The following is a 25853-nucleotide window of genomic DNA, read 5'->3' as shown; positions in this document are numbered from 1 at the left end:
ACCTTGTACGGCACCCGGTAAGGAAACTTTCCTAACAGAAGGGTCCCCCCCCACAGTGCGCACTCGAACACTGACCCTCGCCGCGGCCTCAGGCGCCGCGCTCCTCGCCACCGCCGTGCTCCCCACCAGCGTCTCCGGAGCGGCCGCTCCCAAGTCCGCTCAGGAGGGCACGGTCAGCGCCGCGGACCTGCTCGCGAAGGTGACGTCCTGTTCGCAGATATCGAACGGCAAGTACAAGACCGACGACGAGACCTCGGCCACCGTCCCCGTGTGCGGCAAGAACGGCGCGGTGTTCTGGAAGGCCGACATGGACATCGACTGCGACGGCCAGGTCACCGGCAAGTGCAACGGCGACACCGACCCCTGGTTCCAGGACGACACCGCCTTCCACCAGTCCGACGGCAAGCCCCTGCGCGCCGACTCCCTCCCGTACGTCGTCGTGCCGAGCGCGAGCAGCATCTGGAAGTACTCCAGCTCCGGCATCAAGGGCGGCGGCGTGGTCGCCGTCATCTACCACAACAAGGTCGAGTACGCCGTCGTCGGCGACACCGGCCCCACGAAGATCATCGGCGAGGCCTCGTACGCCACGGCCAACGCGCTCGGCATCGACCCCGACCCGGAGACCGGCGGCGCCGACTCCGGCGTGACGTACATCCTGTTCAAGAACTCGCAGGTGTCGCCGATCGAGAGTCACAGCGCTGCGGTGTCCCTCGGCCAGTCGCTGGCCAAGCAGTTCATCCAGAGCAACTGAACGGGCAGGGCCGGCAGGCCCGGTACCGCGGGCACGCGCGGCACCGGGCGCCGACACCAAACGGCCGGGCGGCAGGGCTCAGGAGGCCCGGACGGCCGTGTACACCGTGTGCGCCTTCAGCACGAACACATCGCGCCTGCGGTGCACGCTCGCCTCGTCCTCCGGGTCGAGGAGCCGGTCGAGGGTGGCGCGGTCCTCGGCGTCGAGGCCGTCCGTGAGCGCATCCCTGAGCCGGGCCAGAGAGCCGGCCACATAGGCACGCGCCCGGTCCGTGACGGGTGCGGGAAGGTCCAGCAGGAAGCTGCGCGTGCCGGAGTGCTTCAGACCCGCGGCGGTCAGCAGAACCGGCCAGTCCTCGGTCTCGGTCACGGCACCGGGCAGCGATTCCCGCATCTGTGCGAACCACTCCGTCTCCACGGCGTCGATCCGTGCCTGCAGACCGGGACGGCCGATACCGATGTCCCGGGGCAGGAACCGCGCGGGCAGTCCGCCCTCCAGCAGGGCCAGAGTGCCGCCGGGGGCCAGCCGCTCGGCGAACGCGGCAAGGGCGGCCCGCTGGTCACCGAGGTGGTGCAGGCTGTTGCTCGCCCACAGCAGATCGGCGGGGTAGTCCAAGTGACCCAGTGCGTCGGGGAGTTCGCCCGCGATGGTGGCGAAGCGATCGGCGAGGCCCAGGCGTGCGGCCCGGGCGCGCGCCCGCTCGAGGAGGGGCTCGGAGCCGTCCACCGCGACGACCCGCGCGCCCGGGAACGCCTCGGCGAACAGACAGGAGACGACACCGGGTCCACTGCCCGTGTCGACGACCAGGCCGGGCGCGCTCACCTCCTCGGCCAGCCAGGCCATGACCCGCTCGTACAGGGGAGTGAACAGCTGTGCCTGTGCCTCGAGCAGGGGAGCCATGACGGCCCAGTCGATATCGGTGTGGTCGTCGTGGTGGTGCGCCATGGTGGTGAGCCTCTCGTCCGGAGGACCCCAGCCTGCGCCGACGCACCGGTGCATGGCCACTTCTGTTGCAGGAACGGCAAACGCGTACGCGGAAACGGCACGGCGTCCTCTGCCGCACGCCGTGGGGCCGCCGCACCGGACGACGCGGGCTGGCACATCGAGGGGAGCAATTTGCCCGAGGCAGCCACCCTGTGGCACACGAACCTGTGGTCGAAGGGCCGCGCGCTGCTCATGCACTTCCTGTTCACGGAAGTCACCCAGGACGACGCGCCCCGGTCCTGGAGCCGCACGGCGAAGGGTGCGCCTCGCTCCTGACATCGGGATGCGAATTCCAGCGCGGTGACATGAACCACGCATATAGGGTGATCACATGCAGCTCAGGTATGGGTTCCGCCTGTACCCGAACGGTCCTCAGCAGTCCGCTCTGGCCCGGGCATTCGGGTGTGCGCGGGTAGTCTTCAACGACGCGCTTCGCGTCCGTGAGGACGCCCGCGCCGCCGGGTTGCCGTTTGTCACGTCGGCCGAGCTGTCCAAACAGCTCACCTCGGCGAAGAGGACGCCCCAGCGGGCATGGCTCGCCGAGGTTTCCTCAGTGATCCTTCAGCAGTCCCTCAGGGACCTGGACGCCGCGTACCGCAACTTCTTCGATGGCCTGAAGGGCAAGCGACCCAAGACGGGGCCGCCTTGCTTCAAGTCCAAACGCGACAGCCGCCAGGCGATCCGGTTCGCCGCGAACGCCGGATGGAGGATCACCCCCGGCGGCAAGCTCCGCCTGCCCAAGGCCGGCGACGTGAGCGTGAAGTGGTCGCGCACCCTGCCTTCCACCCCGTCCACGGTGACCGTGATCAAGGACAGTGCCGGCAGGTACTTCGCCTCCTTCGTGGTGGAGACCGAACCAGCCGAAGTCCTGCCCGGCTACGGGCGCACCCTTGTACGCATCGGCCGGTTCGAGCCGACTTCGCAGGTATGCTCCGCCTGCGGCGTCAAGGACGGACCCAAGCCCTTGCACGTCCGCGTGTGGGAGTGCGGGGCCTGCCAGACCGTCCTCGATCGAGACATCAACGCGGCGGTCAACGTCGCCAAGGCCGCCGGACTGGCGGTGACAGCCTGCGGAGCGCAGGTAAGACCGGGACTCGTCCCGGCACAGCGCGATGAAACAGGAACCCACCCGAACCCGCACCCGACAACGGCGCGGCAAACCGGAATCGCCCTCCTTTAGGGCGAGGAAGTCAACTCTGCCACCCCTTCCTCCACGCCGCCCAGCCCCACCACGGCACACGTCCCCGCTTCATGGCCCAGCCGCCGCTGTACCCGGCGGTGCCGTACGAGTTGGAACGGGCGGACGGGAACCACTCCCCCGTGGAGTACGCGATCCGCCGGGGCCTGACCCGGGAGGGCTGACGCGGCGCGTCGCCCCTGACCACGGGAGGGTCCCTGGGGCTGCGGACCGCCCTCGTGGCGATCGCCTCGCCCCCACCGGTGCAGTACAGGCCCGTGACCGACCACCCGTTTGACGCCATCACCCCCGACGCCATGACCGCCGCCCCGAGCCCTCCGTCCCCCGGGGCAGGCGGTCATCAGATGTCGGGCTTCCCCGTGGAACCCACCGGTTGTGCGTGCCCGACCGCGCCGGCGACTGCCGGGCGCGGCTCGCTCGCCGCCATCGCCGCACGTCCGGTCGTCATGGCAGTCCGAGGTCAGCGCCCGAGAAGCGATAGAAAAGGTATATGCGTGAAATTTCGGGTCAGGACGGTCCTGGGGCGCCTGGTACGTCCCGGTCCGACGGGCCCGGTCTGCCTGAGCGTCCGAGGGCGCGTCGGCCGCGTCGCCTGGTGCGGCGGCTGAGCGTGCGCAGCCTCGCCGGCCAGGTCTTCCTCCTGCAGCTTGCTGTCGTGGTGCTCCTCGTCGTCGCCGCACTGGTGGCTGTCGTGGTACAGGCCCGACGCGACATCATGGGCGAGGCCGAGCGCCGGACGCTCGCGACGGCCGAGACGTTCGCCCACTCGCCCGGGATCGCGGCGGCGCTGAAGAGCCCCGGCCCCACCGCACACCTGCAGCCGTACGCCGAGGCCACCAGGAAGACCGCGGGCGTGGACGCCGTCATCGTCTACGGGCTGGACGGCGTCACCCTCACCCACAGCGATCCGAGCCAGATCGGCAAGCATGTCATCGGCCCCTACGCGCCGGCCGCGATGGGCAAGGCGTTCACCAGGACCTTCCAGGGCTCCCTGGGGCTTTCCGTGGTCTCGGCGGCGCCCGTCCGGGCTCCGGACGGCTCGGTGATCGCCGTTGTCGCCGTCCCCGTCACGGTCGACAAGGTACGGGACCGGATGGACCGCCAGCTGCCGGTCCTCTTCGGCGGTGCCGCCGGGGCCATGGTCATCGCCGCGGCGGGGGCGGGACTCGTGAGCCGCCGGCTGCGACGGGTGACCCATGGCCTCGGCCCGGCCGAGATGACCCGGATGTACGAGCACCATGACGCGGTCCTGCACGCCGTACGGGAGGGGGTGCTGATCCTCGGCGGTGACGGCCGGCTGCTGCTGGCCAACGACGAGGCACGGCGTCTGCTGGACCTGCCCGTCGACGCGGAGGGGCGCCTCGTGAGCGATCTGGGTCTGGAGGGGGACCTCGCCGAGCTGCTGGCCTCGGAGCGGCCGGCCACCGACGAGGTGTACCTGGCGGGCGACCGGCTGCTGGCCGTCAACAAACGGCCCACCGCGCCGCGCGGACCGCTCGGCAACGTGGTCACGTTGCGGGACACCACCGAGCTGCGAGCCCTGTACGGCAGGGCCGAAGGAGCGCGGGAACGGCTGCGACTGCTCTACGACGCAGGGGCGCGAATCGGCACCACACTCGATGTGCGACGCACCGCCGAGGAGCTCGCGAAGGTGGCCGCGCCCCGGTTCGCCGACGGCGTCACCATCGAGCTTCTGGATTCCGTGCTGCACGGCGCGGAGTCCCCCGGGGCGAGCAGGGAGCTGCGCCGTGTCGCGGTCGCGGGCCTGGACGAGGACCAACTCCTCTATCCCGTCGGCGCGCTGATCCGGTTCCCCGGCAGCCATCCCGTCGCGGCCGCCATAACCGAGAACCGGACGATCCTGGTCCGCGACCTGGGCACATGCGAAGGGTGGCGGGCCGAGGACCCCGAACGCGCCCGCCACATCCTCGGCAGCGGTCTGCGCTCCCTGCTCGTGGTCCCGCTGCGGGCCCGCGGGGCGGTACTCGGAACCGCGGACTTCTGGCGGTCGCACAGCTCCCCGCGGTTCGAGGACGACGACGTGAGCTTCGCCGAGGAACTCGCCGTCCGGGCCGCGGTGTCCATCGACAACGCCCGCCGCTACACGCGCGAACACACCATGGCCGTCACCCTCCAGCACAGCCTGCTGCCACGCGGACTGCCGGAGCAGTCCGCGCTCGAGGTGGCCTACCGCTATCTGCCGGCCGGGGGCCGCGGAGCGGGAGGGGCCGGGGTCGGCGGGGACTGGTTCGACGTGATTCCGCTGTCCGGCACCCGGGTCGCGCTGGTCGTCGGCGACGTCGTCGGGCACGGACTGCACGCCGCGGCCACCATGGGCCGGCTGCGCACCGCCGTGCACAACTTCTCCGGCCTCGACATGCCTCCGGAGGAACTGCTGAGCCGGCTGGACGAGCTGGTGGCGCAGCTCGACGCACAGGAGGGCGACGCACAGGGCATCACCGGCGCGACCTGCCAGTACGCGGTCTACGACCCCACCTCCGGGAACCTGGCCATCGCCACCGCGGGCCACCCCGGACCGGCGGTGGTCCATCCCGACGGAAGCGTCGAATTCCCCCAGGTCCCCGTCTCCACACCCCTGGGTCTTGGCCTCGGTCTGCCCTTCGAGAGCACCGAGCTGAGGGTGCCCGAACGCTCCCGGCTGGTGCTCTACACCGATGGGCTGATCGAGGGCCACGACCATGACCCGGACGCCGGTCTGGGGGCCCTGCGCCGTGCTCTCACCGGCCCTGACCGCACCCCGGAGGCCACGTGTGCGGCGGTGATGGAGGCCGTGCTGCCCGCTCAGCCCAGGGACGACATCGCACTGCTGGTGGCCCGCACCCGCCGGCTGAACCCCTCGCGGATCGCCGACTGGCGGGTGCCACGTGACCCGGCGGCGGTGGCCTCCGTACGCAACGACTGCGTCCGCCGGCTGACGGAGTGGGGCCTCGAGCACATGGCGTTCACCGCCGAACTCGTCCTCAGCGAACTGATCACCAACGCGGTCCGCTACGGCGGCGAGCCCATCGGGGTCCGGCTGATCCGCGACCGCGCCCTGATCTTCGAGGTCTCCGACGGCAGCAGCACCTCTCCCCGGCTGCGCCGGGCGACCGTCACCGACGAGGGCGGCCGGGGACTCTTCCTGGTCGCGCAGCTGACCGAACGATGGGGCACCCGCTACACGCCCACCGGAAAGGTCATCTGGGCCGAACAGCCCCTGCTGGACGGCGCCACGCCGGAGGCGGAGGATCTCGGCGACATTCTGCTCTCCCAGTGGGACGACACTGCATTGTGAAAGCGCATTCCGAAAGGCCCGCGCGGCCGCACGGCACCACGCACGGGCACCATCGCAGCCCGCGGCGCCCGCAGGCCACCCATCCCGTACGGGAGGCGCGGAGGACGCCGATGACAGGTTTCTTCGCCGGGAACCCACCGTCGGGACGACCGGGTACACCGGCTCCCAAGGCCGCCTCCCACAAGGCCGGGGGACACCGCCGAGGGCCCTTGACACCGGGACCGCGAGAGGGTGCCGGGCGCCCGCCGGACCGAGCACGCGCGGGCCAAGGCCTGCGGACTCCACGACCGCCGCGCGGCGGCAACGGCGGCTGCGCGTCGGGCGGCACCGGCCGGTCACTCCGGCGGACCGGGCACTCCCCGCGACGACCAGACGTGTCAGCGCTTCCCGCCTCCGACCCCTTGGAGCCGTCGTGACCGCACTCCGTGCCCGGGCAGCGGGCGCGATCGGCTGCCTCGCCGTGGTGACACTGGGCCTGACCGCCTGCGGGAGTCCTCCGCCCGCCGGGCCGCAGAAGCCGTCGACAGCGACATCCGCCGCCGAGGTCGGCGGCATGAACGCGCTGATCGCCGCCGCCCGGCGGGAGGGCGCGCTCCGGGCGATCGCCCTGCCGCGTGACTGGGCCAACTACGGTGCCCTCATCGACGACTTCGAGAAGAAGTACGGGATCGAGGTGACGGTGGACTCCCCCGACGCCCACAGCGAGGAGGAGGTCGACGCCCTGGAGAAAGGAGGCGGCCGGGCGACGACTCCCGACGTGATCGACCTGGGCGACACGTTCGCGCGGATGGCCGAGGTGAAGCACCTGCTCGCGCCGTACAAGGTCGCCGTGTACGACTCGATCCCCGACTACCAGAAGTCCCCGCACGGCCACTGGTACAACAACTACGGGGGCTACGTCTCCATCGGCTGTGACGCCAACCGGGTCAAGCCCTGTCCGGAGACCTTCGCGGATCTGCTGAAACCCGGCTACAAGGGCAAGATCGCGCTCGAGGGCTCTCCCACCGAGGCGAATTCCGCCTTCTCGAGCGTCTATGCGGCCGCGCTGGCCAACGGCGGCTCGTTCGACGACATCCAGCCCGGTCTCGACTTCTTCGCCGAACTCAGCAGGCGCGGCAACTTCGACCCCGTCGAGTCCACCTCCTCGGCGGTCGCGGACGGCCGGACACCCGTCAGCATCAACTGGGACTTCCTCAACCTCGGCTACGCCGATCGACTGCGCAGCAAGGGCATGGACTGGCATGTGTCGATCCCTTTCGACGGCAGCTTCGCCCAGTACTACGCGCAGGCCATCAACAAGCACGCACGGCATCCGGCGGCTGCCCGCCTGTGGGAGGAGTACCTGTTCAGCGTGCGGGGCCAGAACCTCCGGCTCTACGGCTATGCCCGCCCGGTGCTCATGGACGTCATGATGAAGGACGGCACCCTCGACAAGGGCGGCGCCGCCCGGCTGCCGACGGTCGAGGGGACGCCTCAGTTCCCGACGGACGATCAACTGGCGAAGGCGCAGGACACGGTCGACCGGGGCTGGGCGAAGGCGGTCTCACGCTGAGGAGCCGTCCGCGAAGTCCGGGAGACCGCCCGGGCCGGCGTCCAACGCACGCCCGCTTCTGGGGTTGTTGGCTGCCACAGGCGCTCGAGGTGAACGTCGGGAGCCGTCCGGCGGCCGGATCGGAGTTCATCCCGCCCGCGAGGCCCTTCAGAGCTTGCGGAACGCCCTTAGGGTGAACACCGGGTCGGGGCGCGGACGGTCCTGGTCCGGCAGTGCCGCAAGGCGCTCGGCGATCCGATCGCCGAGCGGATCCCCGGGCGCGAGCGTCGTGAACCAGCCGCGCCGCAGGTCCTCGGCCGTGGCACGGGGGCTGCGGCCCTGGCCGACGCCGGGGAAACGGGCCCGCCCGGCCGGTACCAGCCCGTATGCGGCGGCGTGCGCCGCGACCGCCTCCGCGTCATCGCGGGCCGGACGGCGCGGGTGTGGCGCGAGGACGGTGTCGATGTCGCTGCCCACGTCATGGGCGGCGGCCTTGTCGACGGTGGTGACGTACACGCCGCCGGGCCGCAGCACTCGGGCGACTTCCGCGCACACGGCCCGGACGTCCTCGGGATCCTCGATCAGGTGCAGCAGCCAGACACTCGTGACCACGTCGAACGTCCCGTCGCGGAACGGGAGCCGGCGGCTGTCGGCGAGGACGACGGCGCCGGGCAGCCGGGCGGCGGCCCGGAGCGCCATCCCGTGCGCCAGGTCCACGCCCGTCACCCGCAGCCCGGGGCGCCCGGCCGCCAGTCGCCTGGTCACGATCCCGGTGCCGCAGGCCACGTCGAGCAACCGGCCCGCGCCGTCGGGTATCAGTCCGAGCAGAGCGTCGGCGGCCGCCGCGGCCCGGGGCTCGCCGCCCCGTGTGGCGTCGTACTCGGCGGCCTCCCGCTCGTAGTCGAGCATGGGTGCCATCCGTTCACTGCGCCCTGTGACCGGGCGCCAGCTCCTCGATGCGGCGGGCCAGTTCGAAGTCGAGCTCGGTGACCGCGCCGCCGGCGCTGTGCGTGTTCACCGTGACGGAGACGGTGTTGTAGCCGAGGGTGAGGTCGGAGTGGTGGTCGAGCTCCTCCTGCACCTGGGCGATGTGGACGACCATCGCGGTCGCCGCGAAGTGCGAGCCGAGCCGGTACGAGCGGGCGATCCGGTCGCCGTCCAGGGACCAGCCGGGCAACTCCGCAAGCCGGTCCTCGATCTCCTTGTGCGAGAGCGGTTCGACGGGCATGACCTGGCTCCTTCCGTACCGGGCGGGGTGGACCCACCCTGTCACATCCCCTCCGTACGGCACCGTACGCACGCCCGTGCCCTCGGTGCCGTACGGTCCGGGCTCTCAATGTCGTACGCACTCCGAGGCGAAGTCGTCCGCCACCACGGTGATCTCGGCACGCCCCTCGACGCGCTCCAGCCACTCGTGCGGCAGCCGGTGGTCGCCGTGGTGGGCGCCGAGCAGGTTGCCGCAGATGGCGCCCGTGGAGTCGCTGTCGCCGGAGTGGTTGACGGACAGCAGCAGCGCGTGCTGGATCTCCGGCTCGACGAGCGCGCAGTACACGGCGATGGCGAGCGCCTCCTCGGCGATCCAGCCCGCGCCCAGCGTCTCGACCTTCTCCGCGGTCGGTGCCCCTTCGGCGGCCAGGTCGAGGGCGCCGCGCAGGGCGGCCGTCGTCTCCTCGTGGCCGGGGTACCGGGCGAGCAGGCGCAGGGCGCGCAGCACGGCGCCCTCCAGGGAGTCACCCTCGACGAGGTGGGCGACGATCGCGGCGAAGGCGCCCGAGGAGTAATAGCCGGTGGGATGTCCGTGGGTGGTCTGGGCGGACCGGGCGGCCATGCCGAACGCGGTCTCGGCGGGCACCCGGCTCAGTCCGAAGGGCGCCGAGCGCATGACGGCGCCGCAGCCCTTGGAGTCGGAGTTGACCGGGCCGGGGCGGCCCAGCTCGGCCAGGGGGTCGGGGACGAAGTCCTGGGCCAGGCCGGAGAGGCAGGCGTTGCCGGGGGCGCGGCGCGCGTACAGCCAGGGCTGCGCGGCGAGCCCGGTCGCGCCCTCGGGCGGGCTGGGCAGACGCTGGGTGTCGAACCAGCGTCCGTACGCCTCGCGCACCAGCCGGGACCAGCCGCCGCCGATGCCCTTGTGCCGCTCGCGGTCGTGCGCCTGCCGGAGCCCCTCCACCGTGAACAGGGTCATCTGGGTGTCGTCGGTGACACGGCCGATCACGCCCTCGCCACCGGGGACGAGACCGGTGACGCCCCGCGCGCCGTGCATCCCACGGATGCGGTCCAGGGAGGCGAACTCGATCGGGTACCCGAGGGCGTCGCCTATCGCGCCCCCGAGGAGACAGCCGCGCACCCTGGCCCGGTAGACGGCGGTGGCCTCCCAGGACGGGTTGAGCCGGTCGTACATGCACCACTCCTCGACTACGGTCCTCTTATGACCATTGTCGCGTCCGCCTCCGCCGCCTCCTCACCGGCCCCTGTGGAGCAGGGTGTCGGCCCACTGCTGCGCGGCTGGAGGGAGCAACGCCGGGTCACTCAGCTGGAGTTGGCGCTGCGGGCCGGGTCGTCGACGCGGCACATCAGCTTCATCGAGACGGGCCGGTCGCGGCCCAGCGAGGAGATGGTCCTGCGGCTCGCCGAGCATCTGGACGTCCCGGTACGCGACCGCAACGCCCTGCTGCTGGCCGCCGGATACGCCCCGCACTACCCCCGGACGCCGCTGGACGACCCGTCGATGGACGCGCTGCGCGCGGGGGTGGAGCAGCTGATCCAGGGTTATGAGCCCTACCCCGCGCTGGTGGTGGACGGGCAGTACGACGTGGTGGCGGCGAACCGGGGCATCGCGATGCTCCTGGAGGGTGTCCCGGAGCGGCTGCTCACCCCGTCGCCGAACGCGATGCGTCTCACCCTGCATCCCGAGGGCCTGGCACCGCGCATCCGGAACCTGCGCGAATGGCGGGGACATCTGCTGGCCCAGATGGGCCGTCAGATCGCCCTGCAGTGCTCGACGTCACTGCGAGCCCTGTACGAGGAGGTGGCGGCCTATCCGGTCCCGGAGCAGGCCGAGTTCGAGCCGGAGCAGTCCGTTCCCCGGTTCGCGCTCCCGTTGCGGATCGAACACGACGGGCGGGTGCTGTCCTTCGTCTCGTCCATCTCCACCTTCAACACCCCGATGGACATCACGGTCGCGGAACTGGCCATCGAGACGTTTCTGCCCGCGGATCCGGCGACGGTTAAGTACCTTCGTTCAGAAGGGATTTGACTTCTCATCAAGCCGGTTCGCCGGTACCCATGAGACTTTCACTCGAACGTGACACACTGCTCGCATCCTTCGTCAGGCAGGGGAGGCGTGGCGTGAGTGAACGGCGGGCTGCGCCCACCGTGGGGCAGGTGGTGCTCGGGCGGCGGCTGCAGGAGTTACGGGAGGCCTCCGGGCTGAAGCGGGAGGAGGCGGCGCGGGTCCTGCGCGTCACGGCCGCCACCGTGCGGCGCATGGAGACCGCCGACGTCGCGTTGAAGATCCCGTATCTGCAGGTGCTGCTGGCCACGTACGGTGTGCCCGACGAGGAGGTCACCGCCTTCGTCCGGCTGGCCGAAGATGCCAATCAACCCGGCTGGTGGCAGCGTTACCACGACGTGCTGCCCGAGTGGTTCAGCATGCACGTGAGCCTGGAGGGCGCCGCCCGCATCATCCGCTCCTACGAGCCGCACTTCGTGCCCGGGCTGCTGCAGACCGAGGACTACGCGCGTGCCGTGCTGGAGGCCGGGACCGTGGGGCAGGTCCGCCCTCAGGACATCGAGCGGCATGTGGCGCTGCGCCTGGCCCGGCAGAAGCTGCTCACCTCCCAGGACCCGCCGCACTTCTGGGTGATCATGGACGAGACGGTGCTCCGGCGCCCCGTCAGCATCCATTCCCGGGTGATGCGCGAGCAGTTCGACCGGCTCATCGACGTCACCGAGAACCCTCGGATCACGCTGCAGATCGCCGAGTACGCCTCCGGACCGCACCCGGGGACGTACACCCCGTTCGTGCTGTTCCGGTTCGCCGAGCCGGAGTTGCCGGACATGGTCTACAGCGAGTACCTGACCGGCGCCCTGTATCTCGACTCGCGCCCCGAGGTGGCCTTGCACCTGGAAGTCCTGGACCACATGTCCGCGAAGGCGGCCTCGGTGCAGCGCACGCGGAAGATCCTCCAGGAGTACCGGGACACCTTCTGACCGATGCCGACCCGTTCCTCACCCCCAGGAGCATCCGCATGACGACCGGACGTGACGCAGCGACCGCCCGCCTCGACACGAGCCGGCCGCACCCCGCGCGGGTGTACGACTGGTGGCTGGGCGGCAAGGACAACTACCCGGTGGACGAGGAACTGGGCCGGAAGATCCTCGCCGCGGACCCGACCGTGCGGCGCGGGGCGCGCGCCAACCGCCGGTTCATGCACCGGGCGACGCGGACGCTGGCGCAGGCGGGGGTACGCCAGTTCCTGGACATCGGCACCGGCATCCCCACCGAGCCCAACCTCCACCAGGTCGCACAGCAGGTCGTCGCCGAGGCCCGGGTGGTGTACGCCGACAACGACCCGATCGTGCTGCGGCACGCGCAGGCACTGCTGCACGGCACCACCGAGGGCAGCACGGACTACGTCCACGCGGACGTGCGCGACCCGGACGCCATCCTCGCCCGCGCCGCCGAGTCCCTGGACTTCGGGAAGCCGGTCGCCCTGTCGCTGATCGCTCTCACCCACTATCTCGACGACGAGGTCCACGGGCTGCTGGCGCGGTACACCGAGGCGCTGGCCCCGGGCAGCCATCTGGTCCTGTCGCAGGTCACCTCCGACCTGAACCGCGAGTCCGTCGAGCGGGCCGCGGGCCTGTTCCAGCAGAGCGGCACGCCCTTCTTCCCACGCCCGCTCGCCGAGTTCTCGCGCTTCTTCGACGGTCTGGAACTCCTCGGCCCCGGAGTGATCCCCGTCTCCGGCTGGCGGCCGGAACCCGAGGACGTGGCGGCCCAGGCGGAGGGCATCGTGCCGGTGTACGCGGGGGTCGCGCGCAAGCCCTGACCCGGCTTCGGCGACCGCCGGCGACCGGCGCCGCACCCCGTCTCTGCCCGGCCACCCCGGATCGCCGCCCGCCTGGGCTCCGCGACTAGGCCGCCCCTCCCCTGGCGTCCTTGTCGTCCTCGACGATCTCCGCGTCCACCACCGACTCGTCGTCGGGAGCCCCGTGTTCGTCGCCGGGGGCGCCGTGTCCGTCGCCGGAAGCTCCCGAATCATCGGAAGCGGACTGCTGGGACTGCGCGTACATGGCCTGCCCCATCTTCTGGCTGACAGTGGCGAGTTTCTCGATGCCGGCCCGCAGCGTCGCCGTGTCGGCCCCGTCCTTCAGCAGGTCCTTCAGACCGGTGGTCGCGGCCGTCACCTCGTCCTTCGTGCCGGCCGGGATGCGCTCCTCGTTCTCCCGGACGAACTTCTCAGTCTGGTAGACGAGTTGCTCGGCCTGGTTGCGGGTCTCCGCGGCCTCCCGGCGCCCCCGGTCCTCCTCGGCGTACTGCTCCGCGTCCCGCATCATCCGGTTGATCTCGTCCTTGGCGAGCGCGGAGCCGCCGGTCACCGTCATCTTCTGTTCCTGGCCCGTCGCCAGGTCCTTCGCGGACACGTGCATGATCCCGTTGGCGTCGATGTCGAAGGCCACCTCGATCTGCGGCACCCCGCGTGGTGCGGGCGGCAGCCCGGTCAGGTCGAAGACGCCGAGCTTCTTGTTGTACGCGGCGATCTCGCGTTCACCCTGGTAGACCTGGATGCCGACGGACGGCTGGTCGTCCTCCGCGGTGGTGAAGATCTCCGAACGCCGGGTGGGAATGGTCGTGTTGCGTTCGATGAGCTTGGTCATGATGCCGCCCTTGGTCTCGATACCGAGGGACAGCGGGGTGACGTCGAGCAGCAGGACGTCCTTGACGTCGCCGCGGATGACACCGGCCTGGAGCGCGGCGCCGACGGCCACCACCTCGTCGGGGTTGACACCCTTGTGCGGGTCCTTGCCGGTGAGCTCCCTGACCAGGTCGGTGACGGCCGGCATACGGGTGGAGCCGCCGACGAGGATGACATGGTCGATGGCGGACAGTTTCACGCCGGCGTCCTTGACCGCCTGGTGGAAGGGGGTCCGGCAGCGATCGAGCAGATCGGCGGTGAGCTCCTGGAACTGGGCGCGCGTCAGCTTCTCCTCGAGGTGCAGCGGCCCCTCCGCGGAGGCGGTGATGTAGGGCAGGTTGATGCTCGTCTCGGTGGAGCTGGACAGCTCGATCTTGGCCTTCTCGGCACCCTCGCGCAGCCGTTGCAGCGCCATCTTGTCGGCGCCGAGATCGATGCCGTACTGCCCCTTGAAGCGTTTGACGAGGTGTTCGACGACCCGCTGGTCCCAGTCGTCGCCGCCGAGACGGGTGTCGCCGTTGGTGGCCTTCACCTCGATCACGCCGTCCCCGATCTCCAGCAGGGAGACGTCGAAGGTGCCGCCGCCGAGGTCGAAGACGAGGACCGTCTGCTCCTCGCCGCGGTCGAGTCCGTAGGCGAGGGCCGCGGCCGTCGGCTCGTTGATGATCCGCAGGACCTTGAGTCCCGCGATCTCCCCGGCCTCCTTGGTGGCCTGCCGCTGGGAGTCGTCGAAGTAGGCGGGCACGGTGATCACGGCGTCGGTGACGTCCTCGCCGAGATACGCCTCCGTGTCCCGCTTGAGCTTCTGCAGGACGCGGGCGGACAGTTCCTGCGCCCGGTAGCGGGTGCCGTCGACGGATCCCTTCTCCGGGAAACGCCAGTTCGTGTCCCCCATGTGCCGCTTGACCGAGCGCGCGGTGCGCTCGACGTTCGTCACGGCCTGCCGCTTGGCGACCTCGCCGACGAGCACCTCGCCGTTCTTGGCGAAGGCCACGACGGACGGAGTGGTCCGCGCCCCCTCCGCGTTGGCGACGACCGTGGGCTCACCGCCCTCCAGGACGGCCACCACCGAGTTCGTCGTACCGAGGTCGATCCCCACCGCCCGTGCCATCGCCGTCCCCTTCCGCCAGGGCGCTTTACGCGCTCCATCACAAAACTTGAGTGGCTCCCTGTCAATCCCCTTGCCGGCCGGGCAGACCGGCCCCTCTTGCACCTACCCAGGAAACGGCGATGCCGCGCCCCCTCGTGGCGGGCGCGGCACTGCGGACGTCCGTGCGTCAGGCGAGCTTGGCGTCCAAGGTGATCGTCGTACCGGCGAGGGCCTGGCTGACGGGGCAGTTCTTCTTGGCGTCCTCGGCGGCCGCGACGAAGGCGTCGTTGTCCAGCCCGGGGACCGTGCCCTCGACGGTGAGGTGGATGCCGGTGATGCCCTCACCCGGCTGGAAGGTGACGTCGGCCTTGGTCTCGAGCTTGGTGGGCGGGGTGCCGGCGCCGGCCAGGCCGTGCGACAGCGCCATGGAGAAGCAGCTGGAGTGGGCGGCGGCGATCAGCTCCTCGGGGCTGGTCTTCCCATTCGCGTCCTGGGCGCGCGAAGCCCACGTCACCGGCTGCTGAGCGATGCCGGAGGAGTCGAAGGTCACGACGCCGTTGCCTTCGAGCAGATTGCCATCCCAGACGGTGTGTGCGGTGCGCGTGGTTGCCACGGTTCTTCCTTTCACGTGTGGGCCCGTTGCCGGGTTCCGTAGGCACCATCCGATCACATCGGCACGCGGCGCACGCACCGGACATGGCGACGAACCGGTCCCCGGGCGCCGGGTTCAGCGGACCCGGAACACCGGCCCCTGGGGCGTGAACGGCAGCCGTGCGCCCTGGGGTATGAGATACGCGTGCTCCCGCCGTACCCGCAGCGCGTCGCACCAGCCGTCCGTGATCACCAGGACCGGGGCACCGGGCGGGAAGTCCTGTGCCCGGTGCAGCAGGTCGATCCCCGGCTGCAGGACCGTACCGCCGCGGCCGTGGACCCGTACCCGGCCCGCGATGTCGGTGACCGGCAGATAGCCGGCGTCGTGCGGCGCGGCGTCGCAGAAGACGACCCGGGCCGCGGGGACGTCACGGGCCTCGGCGTACGAGGCGATCGCCCCGAGCGCCTTGCCGAGCAGGACGCGGTCCATGGAGCCCGAGGTGTCCAGGACGACACCGAAGGTGCAGCGGGCCACCTCCTCGGGCGGGAAGTAGCGCCCCGCACGCGGGATGTCGGGCGTGGAGCTCTGCCGGCGCGAGGGGCGCGCATACGACCGTACGGGTTCCGGGCGCGGAACGAACTCGTCGAACCAGCGGGCGAGTCGGGCGTCCCACGGCAGTGGCGGATGGCTGAGCGCACGGATCTCCTCGACCAGACCGCCGGGCAGGAAACCGCGCTCCTGCTGCTGGTGCAGGTCCAGGCCGTTCGCGAGGCCCCGGCGGTAGAACTCGTCGAGGTCGACGTGGTCGCCGGGCGGTCGCAGCGGCGCGCCCAGCACGTCGCCGACACCCCTGCCGCGCAGCGTGGCCAGCCGCCGCATCCTGCGCAGATCGCCGGCGATGCGGTCGTAGACCTGCTCCGCGGACAGGCTCGCGAGGTCCGAGTCGTACAGCAGCCCCTCGGGCATCGTGCCGACCTGCATCTCGCGCAGCCAGCCGTTGATGACGTAGTCGCAGGCGATGTTGAACAGGTACGGGTCGCGAGTGCCGCAGCGGTCGCCGTGGCGCAGGGCGGCGTGCAGCATCTCGTGGGCCAGGATGAAGCGCCACTCCTCGTCCTCGAACTGCCGCAGCGGATTGATGTAGATCTCGCCCGCCTCGGCGTTCACCGCGGCCACGGAGATGCCGTGCGCGCGGGCGAGTTCGGCGTCGGCGACCAGCTTGATCCCGGCCGCCACGCCACCGAGCAGCGGGTAGGAGGAGATGAACCAGCTCAGCGCCTGCTCCCAAGGGCGCGGCCGGGTCGCCTCGCCGTCCAGGGAGTCACGGCGCCCGCCCGCCATGTCCATCGCCGCGGACACGGTCCGGGTCAGCGCGGTGGCGAAGGCCAGCTGCCAGTCGGGGGCCGGCCCCCACCAGCCCTTCCCGTCCACGAGCAGCTGGTCGGGCTCCCCGCCCGCCGTCCCGCAGCGCTCGTACACGGCGGGGAGACCGTCCCGGCGCCAGCGCGCGGCGAGCTGCTCCTCGTCGCCGTCGGGGTAGGAGACCGGCAGGTCCTCGGGGAACCTGCCGACGGGGAAGCCGAGCAGGAACCGGTTGACGACCACGCAGCGCGCCGCGATGTCGTGGCGGTCGGGCTGGACACGCGGGCCCTTGGCCGCCGGGACGTGCCCGAAGCCGAGGTGCAGCACCGCGTGCGCCAGCGCCCAGGCCCAGTCGGCGGGGTCGGCGAGCCGGTCCGGATGGGCGTGCAGCACGCCGTCGGAGTCGACGCGGACCAGCCCGTCCCGGGGCGCGGTGGTGCACTCCTCCGCGCGGCAGACGCTGAACTCGACGGCGGCCAGCGCCGGGTTGGCCCGCATCAGCCGCATGCCTTCGGCGAAGGCCTCCGCCGCGAAGTCCCGTTTCTTCTTGGGGCGGGTGCGGGTCATCGCCGCGCCTCCACCAGCCGCGACATGTCCCGGGCCGCCTCCACCAGGAACCAGGCCGGCAGGACGGGGTTGCCGTCCGCGTCGGAGGCTATGACGCTCTGGGCTATCTCGACGGAGATCTCGGCGAGCTGCACGAGCAGCGACTTGGCGCGGTACGCGGTCTGGCGTCCGTTCGCCGACATGTGCTCCTTGCTCGCGGGCAGCTCCTTGACGAGCCGGCCCCGGAAGGACTCGGCGAGGTAGTACAGCAGGTCGCGGTCCTGCATGCGGTGCGGCCAGTGGGCGTCGCCCTTGATGATGGCCTCGATGCCGTACTGGCTGCGCACGATCTTGACGTACCCGCAGAAGGCGGTGGCGTGTGCCGGGGTCAGGGTGCCGTGGGCGAGCACCTTCAGCGTCTCCTCGTCGAGGTCGCGGCCGAAGGAGTGCAGCGCGTCGGAGAGCATGTGCCAGGAGCGGGGCGTGGAGAACGGCTCCTCGGTCTTGGGCGGCTTGGACCACAGGTGGTCGGGCCGGTCGGTGAGGTGGTCGAGGATCCACGGGTGGATGGCGTTCGCCGCCGCCCAGACGAGCCAGTCCTTCGCGGAGGCCTCCAGGTGGACGTGGGCGAGACGGTTGACCAGCGCCGAGGCGATCGGCCGGGCGAGGGCGTTGTCGGTGGAGCGGTTGCCCGCGCCGATGACGATGGAGCCCTTCGGCAGCTCGTAGCTGCCGATGCGGCGGTCGAGGATCAGCGAGTAGAACGCCTTCTGCACATCCGGGGTCGCCGCGTTCAGCTCGTCCAGGAACAGGCAGTACGGCTCGTCGCGGGCGATCGCCTCGGGCGGGCAGAACACCGAGCGTCCGTCCCGGATCTGCGGGACGCCGATCAGGTCCTCGGGGGCGAGCTGGGTGCCCAGCAGACTCACGCACTCCAGCCCCAGCGACTCGGCGAACGCGCGCACCAGGGACGACTTTCCGATGCCGGGGGCACCCCAGATGAACACCGGCCGCACGGTCGCGAGACCGAGCAGCAGTTCCGGGATGCGGGCGGGGGTGACGGTGACGGCTGCCTGCACGCAGCGGCTCTCCTCTTCGGGTCCGAACCGGCGCCGCTCTCGCGGACGCGGTTGCTCACCGTCGAGGTTCTCAATGACCGACGCGGCCGTCATGTCATTTTCGTGCGGGTGCCGGCACCGGATTCCTCCCGGCTCAGGCGACGCGCTCGTCCTCGGTCGCGGACAGCGGCACCTGAGGGCCGTCGCACTCGCGCAGCCAGCGGCGGAAGAGCCGGTGGACCTGCTCGGCCCCGACGAGCTCGGCCCCCTCTTCTTCGGGGGCGGAGAGCGTCACCGGCGACAGCAGGAACGGCCGCGCCTGGGCACCGCCGAGTCCGCCGTGCGAGCCGATCTGCTCCTCGAACGCGAGGACTTCGCCCTCGACGGGGTCGTACCAGGAGTTGACCATGATGTCGGCGGTGTGCGGGAAGGAGTGGGTGCGGCGGACGGCGTCGGCGGCGCCCGGGCCGAATCCGGCGAGCGGGCCGCTCCCGTCGGCGAGCCGGCCGACCGGGACCTCGGCGTCGAACGCCCCCAGCACCACCCCGTCGTGCTCCTCGCTGCGCACGAGGACGAAGCCGACACCGGGGTGGTTGGCGAGCGTCGACAGCAGCGCGGGGTGCCGGCGGTCTATCTCCTCCTTGGTCATCCGGTGCGGCACATCGGGGAACGACACCAGTCCGAGGTTGCCGGAGGCGAGCACGACCGGCTCGTCGTGGCGCCGGGCGGGCCGGCGCTCCTCGCCGCCCGCCTGGACCGGACGGCGCAGCGCGGCCCGCACCGCCGCGCGTGCCTCGGTCCCGCTGTGGGTGCGCTCGACCCTGCGCGGTACGGGCAGTCCGCAGCCCGCCCGCACCAGATTGGCGAGGCTGAGCCCGTAGCGCGTGCGGAAGGTCTCGCCGGGGCTCTGGCCGTGATCGGACAGCACGACGATCCGGTAGGGGCGCGGCGTGTGCTCGGCGACCTGGGCCAGCAGCGCGAGGCAGCGGTCCAGCCGCCGCAGGACCTTCTCGGCGTCGCGGCTGTGCGGACCGGAGTGGTGGGCCACCTCGTCGTAGGCCACCAGGTCCGCGTAGACCGCGTTGCGTCCGGCGAGCATGTCGCCGATCACCGCGGCGACGACGACGTCGCGTTCGACGACGGTGGCGAAGGCGCGGACCAAGGGGTAGAGGCCGCCACGCTTGACCCGGGGCCGCTGCCGGGTGAGGCGGGCCCGGGTGGACTCGGCGATCTCGCGGCCGACCTCGGCGAGGAACGACAGGGCGGTGCGGACGGCGTTCGCCGGATCGCTGAAGTAGGCGAAGTAACCCGCCCGGGAGCGGTTCTCCCGTCCCCTTCTGACGACGACGGAGAGCACGAGGGCGACCTCGTCGGCGCCGCCGCTGAACAGGTTGCCGCGGCTGGCCCCGTCGCCGGCGAGCAGTCCGCCGCCACCGGCGCGTTCGATGGCCCGGCGCTGGAGTTCGGCGGCGCTGGCGGGCCGGTTGCAGACCATGACCTCCCGGTGCTCCTTCTCGTACCACCGGAACGCCGGAACGTCGTGGTTGGAGCCGTGCAGGATACCGAGCTGGCTGGCGCCGGTCTGGCTGGACCAGTCGGTGCGCCAGCAGGTGAGCCGGTGGCTGGGCCCCTGGCCGTCGCGGGGCCCGAGCCAGGAGGCCACGGTCGGCATGAGCCCCTTGCCGACGGCCGCCCGCAGCACGTCGTGCCCGACACCGTCGAGCTGGATGAAAAGGACGGCCGGGGCGCGGCGTCCGGCCCGGTCGTCGCCGCGTCTGCGCCGGCGGGCGGCGAGCCGGTACAGCCGCCTGCCGTAGGCGGCGTCGTCCCGCACCGCGAGGGCGCCCCCGGTCGCCGAGGCGACGGCCGACATCACCGCCGCGACCACGACGGCGGTCTCGGGGGCGGCCTCGCCCTGGCCCGAGGGGGTGAGCCGCAGCGCGAGCAGCAGCAGCGATCCGTTGAGGAAGAAGACCAGCAGCCCGAGGACGAGGGTGGGTACGAGCAGCAGCAGGCGGACGAGCAGCGGCCACACGAGAGAGGACAGCAGACCGAAGACACCGGCACCGGCCGCGGCGGTGAGGGCGATGCGGGTGACGCTGTCACCGGCGGCGGACTGGAGCCGGAAGTCGGGCAGCAGTCCTGCGAGGACGAGCATCGTGGCGGTGGACACGGCCCATACGGTGGCGCTCCGCCCCACTCCGCTGATCAGTCTCCGCCAGCGCTCCTGACCCACGCCCCGCTCACCTCACGTCCCGGCCGATGCGATCCCAGGGGATCCGCCCCACTTTGTCACAACGGCCGCAGGCCGCCGAAACGGGGCCTGGAGCACAGAGCGGGCGGCGGCTGGTCAGCGGCCGTCGTAGCCCGCCGTCGGCATGGACAGACGGCGGTGGACACAGGCCTTCATCTGCGCGTCGTACGACGGTTCCGCGCGGCCGACGGTCTCGACCCGGACGCCGCGGCGGGCGCACTCCGCGGTGAAGTCGTCCACGGACGACAGGGCCCGCTCCAGCACCCGGCGGCTCGGTGCGACGAACAGGTCGACGAGGCCCGCCTCCACATCGGCCCACAGGGCGCTGTGGTCGTGGCGCAGGCCCCGGACGAGCAGTTCGCGCGTGACCACGTACCCCCGCTCCGCCGCCCAGCGCGCGCACATGGCGTGCTGGCTGCGGGAGTCGACGAGGAAGGGGTCCGCGTCCAGTTCCTCCAGCGGCGTCAGACTGGCGATCGCCGTCACCCGGATCGGGGCGCCCCCGCCCAAGGCGCCACGCGTGCCGGAGGCTTCGTGCGCATCTCCCATGGTGTCCCCCTCACCTCAGGGTTTCGCCGCCGACCCTACTCCTGCCCGTAGGCTCGAGGGGAGTCGCACGAAGGAGGCAATGAAGTGCCGGTGGAGATCACGTGGTGGGGTCACGCCACCTGCACAGTCGAGGACTCCGGAACACGTGTGCTGACCGATCCCCTGTTCGCACGCCGTTTCGCGCATCTGCGACGGCGGCGCAGCGCGGTGCCGCCGGCCGAGGCCGCCGTCGCGGACGTGGTGCTGGTCTCCCATCTGCACGTCGACCATCTGCATGTGCCGTCGCTGGCCCGCCTCGCCCCGGGCACCCGCCTGCTCCTGCCGCGCGGTGCCCTGGCCCAGGTGCCGGGTCTGCGCAGGCTCGGTCGTCTGCGGCTCACCGAGGTCGTGCCCGGCGACCGGGTGCCGGTCGGTGACCTGGTCGTACGGGTGGTGCCTGCGCGGCACGACGGGCGCCGGCTGCCGGTCGGGCCGCATCGCTCCCCCGCCCTCGGGTTCGTCATCGAGGGCGCCGCACGGACGTACTTCGCCGGGGACACCGCTCTGTTCGACACGATGGCCGAGGTGGTCGGTCCCGTCGATGTGGCGCTGCTTCCGGTCGGCGGCTGGGGACCGTATCTCGGGCCGGGGCATCTGGACGCGGGGCGCGCGGCGGAGGCGCTGGCCCGGCTGATGCCGCGCAGTGCCGTGCCGGTGCACTACGGCACGTACTGGCCGATCGGCATGGATGCGGTGCGCCCTCATGAATTCCACGCGCCCGGACAGGAGTTCGTGCGCCTTGCCGCGCGACGCGCGCCGGAGGTGGCGGTGCATCTGCTGGCGCACGGCGAGAGCGTCCGCCCGGAGGTCGCGCGGTGATATTCCTCTCGGCCACCGGTACGGGCGTGACCCCCGAGTCGGCACAGCAGGCGGTCGGCTATCCGTCGCTGTTCCTGCTGGTGCTGATCGGCGCTCTGGTGCCGGTCGTACCGACGGGCGCGCTGGTCAGTTCGGCGGCGGTCGTGGCCTTCCACCAGACCGCGCCCTTCTCGCTCGCGCTGGTGTTCGTCGTCGCCGCGGTCGCGGCCTTCCTGGGGGACCTCGCGCTGTACTGGCTCGGGCGGCGCGGCATGCGGTCGAAGAACGGTTCCCGGTGGCTGGAGACGATCCGCGACCGCGCCCCCGAGGACCGGCTGGCCCAGGCGCAGGAGAAGCTGAACGACCACGGCATCGCGGTGCTGACCCTCTCCCGGCTCGTCCCCGCGGGCCGCATCCCGGTGATGCTCGCCTGCCTGCTGGCCCGGATGCCGCTGCGCGACTTCGCCCGGGGCGACGCGCCCGCCTGCCTCGCCTGGGCCGCGACGTACGCGCTGATCGGCATAGTCGGCGGATCGCTGTTCCCCAAGCCCTGGGAGGGCGTGGCGGCGGCGGTGATACTGACGGTGGTGATCAGCGCCGCGCCCGGCATGTGGCGGCGGATGCGCCGGGCCGCGACCTCCTGAGACGGGGCGGGGTTCAGCCCAGCACCTGTGAACCCCCGACGGGCAGGTCCCAGAGGTCCTCGCGGGCCAGTCCCGCCTGCTCCCAGGCCGCCCGCACCCGGGTCAGCGGTTCCAGGACGGGCTCCGCGGACAGCACGAACGTGCCCCAGTGCATGGGCGCCATCCTCCGTGCGCCGAGGTCCCGCACGGCGCGCACGGCCTCCTCGGGGTCGCAGTGGACGTCGCCGAGCCACCACCGCGGGTCGTAGGCGCCGATCGGCATAAGCGCCAGATCGATGCCCGGGTAGCGCTGTCCGATCCGCTGGAACCAGCGGCCGTAGCCCGTGTCACCCGCGAAGTAGACCCGCTGTCCGTCGGGTGCCGTAAGCACCCAGCCACCCCACAGGGAACGGCATGTGTCGGTCAGGGTGCGCTTGGACCAGTGGTGGGCCGGCACGAAGTCGAAGCGGACACCGTGGAGTTCGGCGCCCTCCCACCAGTCCAGCTCGGTGACGCATGTGAACCCGCGCCGCCGGAACCAGGGAGCGAGCGCGGCCGGGACGAAGACCGGTGTGTCGGGCGGCAGTCGGCGCAGGGTCGGAGCGTCCAGATGGTCGTAGTGGTTGTGGCTGACGACGACGGCGTCCACGCGCGGCAGGTCGCTCCAGGCGACTCCGACGGGGGTGATCCGGGCCGGTGTGCCCAGGATGCGACGCGACCAGACCGGGTCGGTGAGCACGGTCAGCCCGCCGATCCGCACCACCCAACTGGCGTGCCCCGCCCAGGAGACGGCCACCGTGCGCCAGTCGACGCGGGGCAGCGGGGCCGGGTCGTAGGGCAGCAGCGGGATGTCCGTGAGGCCCTCGGGCCGTGGCCGCATCGCACCTTCGCGGGCGAAGCGGGCGAGGGACTTGATTCCGGGCAGGGGCGTGGTCAGCCGGTCCAAGAAGGAGCGCGGCCAGATGCGGCGCTCGCCGAGCGGACGAGGCTCGGCCAGTGGCGGTAGCGGAGCCGGCAGCCCGGACACCGGGCTGAGCAGGGACGTTGACGAGGGCTCGGCGGCGCTCCGGTACGCCGGAGCGGGACTCGTCATCGGCTCGGTCGGCTCGGACTGCTGCGTCATCGAGGAGGCTCCCATCGCTGAGCGTCGTCGCGTAGATCGTCGAAGACCGATCCCAGGAGGTTCAACGCGCGTTGCACATGTGGCAGTTCCAACGGCTCGGGTGAGATGAGGCATTGGGCCCGCTCCTCGGCGGTGGTGCCGAGGAACGGGCCGGTGGAGAGCCGGACACGGAGGGCCGCCAGGTCGTCTCCGAACCGGTGGCCGCCGGGCGTGGGCATACCGAGCCGGGCGCTGACGAAGTCCTCCAGTTCCTGGGCGTCGCCGACGCCGTGCGCGCCGAGCGCGGAGCGCAGCGGGTCGAGGTCGGCGTAGAAGTGGCGCCCGGCCTGCGGGGGCCGGGCAACGGCTCCCGCGGTGACCACGGCCCGGTACGCGGCGGCGGCCACGCGCGCGTGCAGCGCGGTGCCCCTGGTCAGGCGCTGGTCGACGTCGGCGGACTCGTCCAGGGCGTATGTGGCCGCCGCGGCGACCGGATCGGCGATACGGGCACCGAGCGCGGTGAGCACGTCCAGGACGCGGGCGCGCAGCCCGGCGCCGTCGGCGGTCGCCGGGAACCGGGCGACGGCCGCCGGCCAGCCGGGGGGCAGAAAGGGCCCGGCGAGGTCGGTGACGACGGTGACCCGGTCGGGGACCATCTCGGCGGGGCTGAGCAGCACGGTGTCGTCCGGCCGGTGCACGGTGTCGCGCCAGGTCTCGTCGCTCACCAGGTGGAGGCCCTCCGCGGTGGCGGCCTCGACCGTCTCGTGCACCAGCTCGGGCGGGGCGACGGTGGCGGTCGGGTCGTCGGCTACCGCGAGCACGAGCAGCCGAGGGTCGCCGCCCTCGGCGCGGATCCTGCGGACGGTCTCCAGGAGGGCGTACGGGTCCGGCACACCGCCGCACTCGGCGGGGGTCGGGACATGGAACACGGACCGCCGAAGCGCCCGGATCTGCGGTGCCCACCAGGCAGGACACGGCCGCGGCACCAGCACGTCCCCGCCCAGCGCGGCGGTCACGGCGGCGAACAGGATGGGCGCACCCGGGGCGGCGGCCACCGTGTCGGGCTCCGCGGGCAGCCCGCGCCGCGCGTAGTAGCCGCCGGCGGCTTCCAGCAGGGGCGGTGTGCGGGCGAAGGATCCGGGGCCCTCGAAGTCGGCGGCCTCGGCGATGGCGGCGGACAGACTCGGCAACAGGGGCAACCCCTGGTCGGGAAAGGGCGGGCCGTAACGGACGGGGCCGTGCCCTTCCGGATCCGTGCGCCGCATGCATGCCTCCGCGCAGTCCGTGGTGCGGTGGACGGTTCCCGCGGGCTGCGGCTCATGCAGGGCCCTCGGCCCATGGCCGCGGTTCGTCCTCGTACTTCTGTTCCCTTGTGGTGCCGATGGTGCTCTCGGGTTCTGAGTACCCCGGGATCCGGCCGCTCATGGGCTCCGCCCGATTTGCCCGGGTCACAGGGTCAGCCCCTGCCGGTCGCCAGGTGGAGGTAGCCGCGGTGGGCGGCGGCGGCGAGCGCGCCCCCGATCAGCACGCCGCCCGCGACCAGTGTCGGCTCGGACCCGGCGAAGGCGCCCCCTTCGCCGGCGTGCACGCCGTGCTGGGGATCGACCGGAGGCCGCGTCCTGTGGTCCTGGCCCCCCTGCTGCCGGCCCTGCGAACCACCCGCGCCGTCGCCCGGCTCCTTCCCGGGCTGCTGCTGAACCGACCCGTTCCCCGGCTGGGTCCCGGGCTGCTGAACCGACCCGTTGCCCTGCTGCGTCCCGGGCTGCTGGAGCTGGCCGTATCCCTGCTCCTTCCCCGGCTGCCCCCCGTTGCCCAGCTGCGTCCCCGGCTGCTGAGCCGACCCGTTGCCCTGCTGGGTCCCGGGCTGCATCTGGCCGTATCCCTGTTCCGTCCCGGGCTGCTGGAGCTGCCCGTATCCCTGCTGCCCCCCTGGCCGCTGCAGCTGCCCGTATCCCTGCTGCCCCCCTGGCTGCTGGACCGACCCGTCGCCAGGCTGCTGAGGCGACCCGTCACCCAGCTGTGTCCCCGGCTGCTGAACCCCGCCGTCGCCCTGCCCCGTCCCCCCTTGCTGCAGCTGCCCGTATCCCTGCTGCCCCCCTGGCTGCTGGACCGACCCGTCGCCAGGCTGCTGAGGCGACCCGTCACCCAGCTGTGTCCCCGGCT

Annotated in this window: 23 protein-coding genes and 2 pseudogenes; 12 read left to right on the top strand and 13 right to left on the bottom strand. The window is 72.0% G+C overall.

The window, feature by feature from the left end:
* Positions 1 to 55 precede the first annotated feature (55 nt).
* The gene (locus ABZ904_RS15665) at positions 56 to 751 is read left to right on the top strand and encodes a glycoside hydrolase family 75 protein (protein WP_360998329.1); all 696 of its coding nucleotides are present in this window, start codon (positions 56 to 58) and stop codon (positions 749 to 751) included.
* 78 nt (positions 752 to 829) lie between these two features.
* On the opposite strand, the gene ABZ904_RS15660 is transcribed toward ABZ904_RS15665, so the two are convergent.
* Positions 830 to 1696 (bottom strand): class I SAM-dependent methyltransferase, encoded by an 867-nt coding sequence (locus ABZ904_RS15660; RefSeq protein ID WP_360998330.1) that lies wholly within the window; start codon positions 1694 to 1696, stop codon positions 830 to 832.
* A 129-nt stretch (positions 1697 to 1825) separates the two neighbouring features.
* Between ABZ904_RS15660 and ABZ904_RS15655 the strand changes: the two are divergent.
* The 5 genes and pseudogenes from ABZ904_RS15655 to ABZ904_RS15635 all read left to right on the top strand — a co-directional run.
* Positions 1826 to 1969: pseudogene (locus ABZ904_RS15655) on the top strand (phytanoyl-CoA dioxygenase); the annotation flags it as partial.
* A gap of 97 nt (positions 1970 to 2066) precedes the next feature.
* Positions 2067 to 2915: an RNA-guided endonuclease TnpB family protein gene (locus ABZ904_RS15650; RefSeq protein WP_361823596.1), complete on the top strand. Its 849-nt coding sequence runs from the start codon at positions 2067 to 2069 to the stop codon at positions 2913 to 2915.
* Positions 2873 to 3097 (top strand): annotated as a pseudogene (locus tag ABZ904_RS15645) (phytanoyl-CoA dioxygenase); the annotation flags it as partial. The gene ABZ904_RS15650 and the pseudogene ABZ904_RS15645, both read left to right, overlap by 43 nt.
* Positions 3098 to 3543: 446 nt before the next feature.
* The gene (locus tag ABZ904_RS15640; RefSeq protein ID WP_361823593.1) at positions 3544 to 6228 is read left to right on the top strand and encodes a SpoIIE family protein phosphatase; all 2685 of its coding nucleotides are present in this window, start codon (positions 3544 to 3546) and stop codon (positions 6226 to 6228) included.
* A 412-nt stretch (positions 6229 to 6640) separates the two neighbouring features.
* On the top strand, positions 6641 to 7780 hold the full coding sequence (locus tag ABZ904_RS15635) for an extracellular solute-binding protein (RefSeq protein ID WP_360998333.1): 1140 nt from the start codon (positions 6641 to 6643) through the stop codon (positions 7778 to 7780).
* 147 nt (positions 7781 to 7927) lie between these two features.
* On the opposite strand, the gene ABZ904_RS15630 is transcribed toward ABZ904_RS15635, so the two are convergent.
* The 3 genes from ABZ904_RS15630 to ABZ904_RS15620 all read right to left on the bottom strand — a co-directional run bounded on the left by ABZ904_RS15630 (position 7928) and on the right by ABZ904_RS15620 (position 10157).
* Positions 7928 to 8668 (bottom strand): class I SAM-dependent methyltransferase, encoded by a 741-nt coding sequence (locus ABZ904_RS15630; protein ID WP_360998362.1) that lies wholly within the window; start codon positions 8666 to 8668, stop codon positions 7928 to 7930.
* A 13-nt stretch (positions 8669 to 8681) separates the two neighbouring features.
* Positions 8682 to 8987, bottom strand: coding sequence for a 4a-hydroxytetrahydrobiopterin dehydratase (locus ABZ904_RS15625; protein ID WP_359410744.1), 306 nt, complete (start codon positions 8985 to 8987; stop codon positions 8682 to 8684).
* Between the two features lie 105 nt (positions 8988 to 9092).
* A complete protein-coding gene (locus ABZ904_RS15620) occupies positions 9093 to 10157 on the bottom strand; it encodes an ADP-ribosylglycohydrolase family protein (RefSeq protein ID WP_361823589.1) in 1065 nt (354 codons plus the stop codon).
* Positions 10158 to 10184: 27 nt separating this feature from the next.
* On the opposite strand from ABZ904_RS15620, the gene ABZ904_RS15615 reads away from it, so the two are divergent.
* From ABZ904_RS15615 to ABZ904_RS15605, 3 genes are all read left to right on the top strand, one after another.
* Positions 10185 to 11012, top strand: a complete 828-nt coding sequence (locus ABZ904_RS15615; RefSeq protein ID WP_361823586.1) for a helix-turn-helix transcriptional regulator — start codon at positions 10185 to 10187, stop codon at positions 11010 to 11012.
* 92 nt (positions 11013 to 11104) lie between these two features.
* Complete coding sequence (locus ABZ904_RS15610) at positions 11105 to 11968, top strand: helix-turn-helix transcriptional regulator (protein ID WP_361823583.1); 864 nt, start codon at positions 11105 to 11107, stop codon at positions 11966 to 11968.
* A gap of 38 nt (positions 11969 to 12006) precedes the next feature.
* On the top strand, positions 12007 to 12810 hold the full coding sequence (locus ABZ904_RS15605) for an SAM-dependent methyltransferase (RefSeq protein ID WP_359410748.1): 804 nt from the start codon (positions 12007 to 12009) through the stop codon (positions 12808 to 12810).
* Between the two features lie 85 nt (positions 12811 to 12895).
* On the opposite strand, the gene dnaK is transcribed toward ABZ904_RS15605, so the two are convergent.
* The 6 genes from dnaK to ABZ904_RS15575 all read right to left on the bottom strand — a co-directional run bounded on the left by dnaK (position 12896) and on the right by ABZ904_RS15575 (position 21128).
* Positions 12896 to 14788 carry a molecular chaperone DnaK gene (dnaK, locus tag ABZ904_RS15600; RefSeq protein ID WP_361823580.1) on the bottom strand — a complete coding sequence of 631 codons (1893 nt, stop codon included), beginning with the start codon at positions 14786 to 14788 and terminating at the stop codon, positions 12896 to 12898.
* A gap of 166 nt (positions 14789 to 14954) precedes the next feature.
* Positions 14955 to 15380 carry an OsmC family protein gene (locus ABZ904_RS15595; protein WP_359409394.1) on the bottom strand — a complete coding sequence of 142 codons (426 nt, stop codon included), beginning with the start codon at positions 15378 to 15380 and terminating at the stop codon, positions 14955 to 14957.
* 114 nt (positions 15381 to 15494) lie between these two features.
* Positions 15495 to 17288, bottom strand: a complete 1794-nt coding sequence (locus tag ABZ904_RS15590; RefSeq protein ID WP_361823577.1) for a hypothetical protein — start codon at positions 17286 to 17288, stop codon at positions 15495 to 15497.
* Positions 17285 to 18346, bottom strand: a complete 1062-nt coding sequence (locus ABZ904_RS15585) for a MoxR family ATPase (protein WP_361823801.1) — start codon at positions 18344 to 18346, stop codon at positions 17285 to 17287. The genes ABZ904_RS15590 and ABZ904_RS15585 overlap by 4 nt, the downstream gene beginning before the upstream one ends.
* A 133-nt stretch (positions 18347 to 18479) precedes the next feature.
* A complete protein-coding gene (locus ABZ904_RS15580) occupies positions 18480 to 20561 on the bottom strand; it encodes an alkaline phosphatase family protein (protein WP_360998336.1) in 2082 nt (693 codons plus the stop codon).
* 114 nt (positions 20562 to 20675) lie between these two features.
* Positions 20676 to 21128: a hypothetical protein gene (locus ABZ904_RS15575; protein ID WP_360998337.1), complete on the bottom strand. Its 453-nt coding sequence runs from the start codon at positions 21126 to 21128 to the stop codon at positions 20676 to 20678.
* 84 nt (positions 21129 to 21212) lie between these two features.
* Between ABZ904_RS15575 and ABZ904_RS15570 the strand changes: the two genes are divergently transcribed.
* Positions 21213 to 21986 carry an MBL fold metallo-hydrolase gene (locus ABZ904_RS15570; RefSeq protein ID WP_359409386.1) on the top strand — a complete coding sequence of 258 codons (774 nt, stop codon included), beginning with the start codon at positions 21213 to 21215 and terminating at the stop codon, positions 21984 to 21986.
* Complete coding sequence (locus ABZ904_RS15565; RefSeq protein WP_359409384.1) at positions 21983 to 22609, top strand: VTT domain-containing protein; 627 nt, start codon at positions 21983 to 21985, stop codon at positions 22607 to 22609. The genes ABZ904_RS15570 and ABZ904_RS15565 overlap by 4 nt, the downstream gene beginning before the upstream one ends.
* 13 nt (positions 22610 to 22622) lie before the next feature.
* On the opposite strand, the gene ABZ904_RS15560 is transcribed toward ABZ904_RS15565, so the two are convergent.
* From ABZ904_RS15560 to ABZ904_RS15550, 3 genes are all read right to left on the bottom strand, one after another.
* Complete coding sequence (locus tag ABZ904_RS15560; protein ID WP_360998338.1) at positions 22623 to 23711, bottom strand: MBL fold metallo-hydrolase; 1089 nt, start codon at positions 23709 to 23711, stop codon at positions 22623 to 22625.
* Positions 23708 to 24955: an aminotransferase class I/II-fold pyridoxal phosphate-dependent enzyme gene (locus ABZ904_RS15555; protein ID WP_361823572.1), complete on the bottom strand. Its 1248-nt coding sequence runs from the start codon at positions 24953 to 24955 to the stop codon at positions 23708 to 23710. The genes ABZ904_RS15560 and ABZ904_RS15555 overlap by 4 nt, the downstream gene beginning before the upstream one ends.
* Positions 24956 to 25146: 191 nt before the next feature.
* Positions 25147 to 25278 carry a hypothetical protein gene (locus ABZ904_RS15550; RefSeq protein WP_361823569.1) on the bottom strand — a complete coding sequence of 44 codons (132 nt, stop codon included), beginning with the start codon at positions 25276 to 25278 and terminating at the stop codon, positions 25147 to 25149.
* A gap of 33 nt (positions 25279 to 25311) precedes the next feature.
* Between ABZ904_RS15550 and ABZ904_RS15545 the strand changes: the two genes are divergently transcribed.
* Positions 25312 to 25853: hypothetical protein (locus ABZ904_RS15545; protein WP_361823566.1), on the top strand; the 542-nt coding region annotated here is incomplete at its 3' end.

The organism is Streptomyces sp. NPDC046900, from assembly GCF_040644975.1.
Lineage (GTDB): Bacteria > Actinomycetota > Actinomycetes > Streptomycetales > Streptomycetaceae > Streptomyces.
The sequence above is the reverse complement of the archived record's forward strand: the minus strand, read 5'-3'. Positions and strand labels throughout refer to the sequence as shown.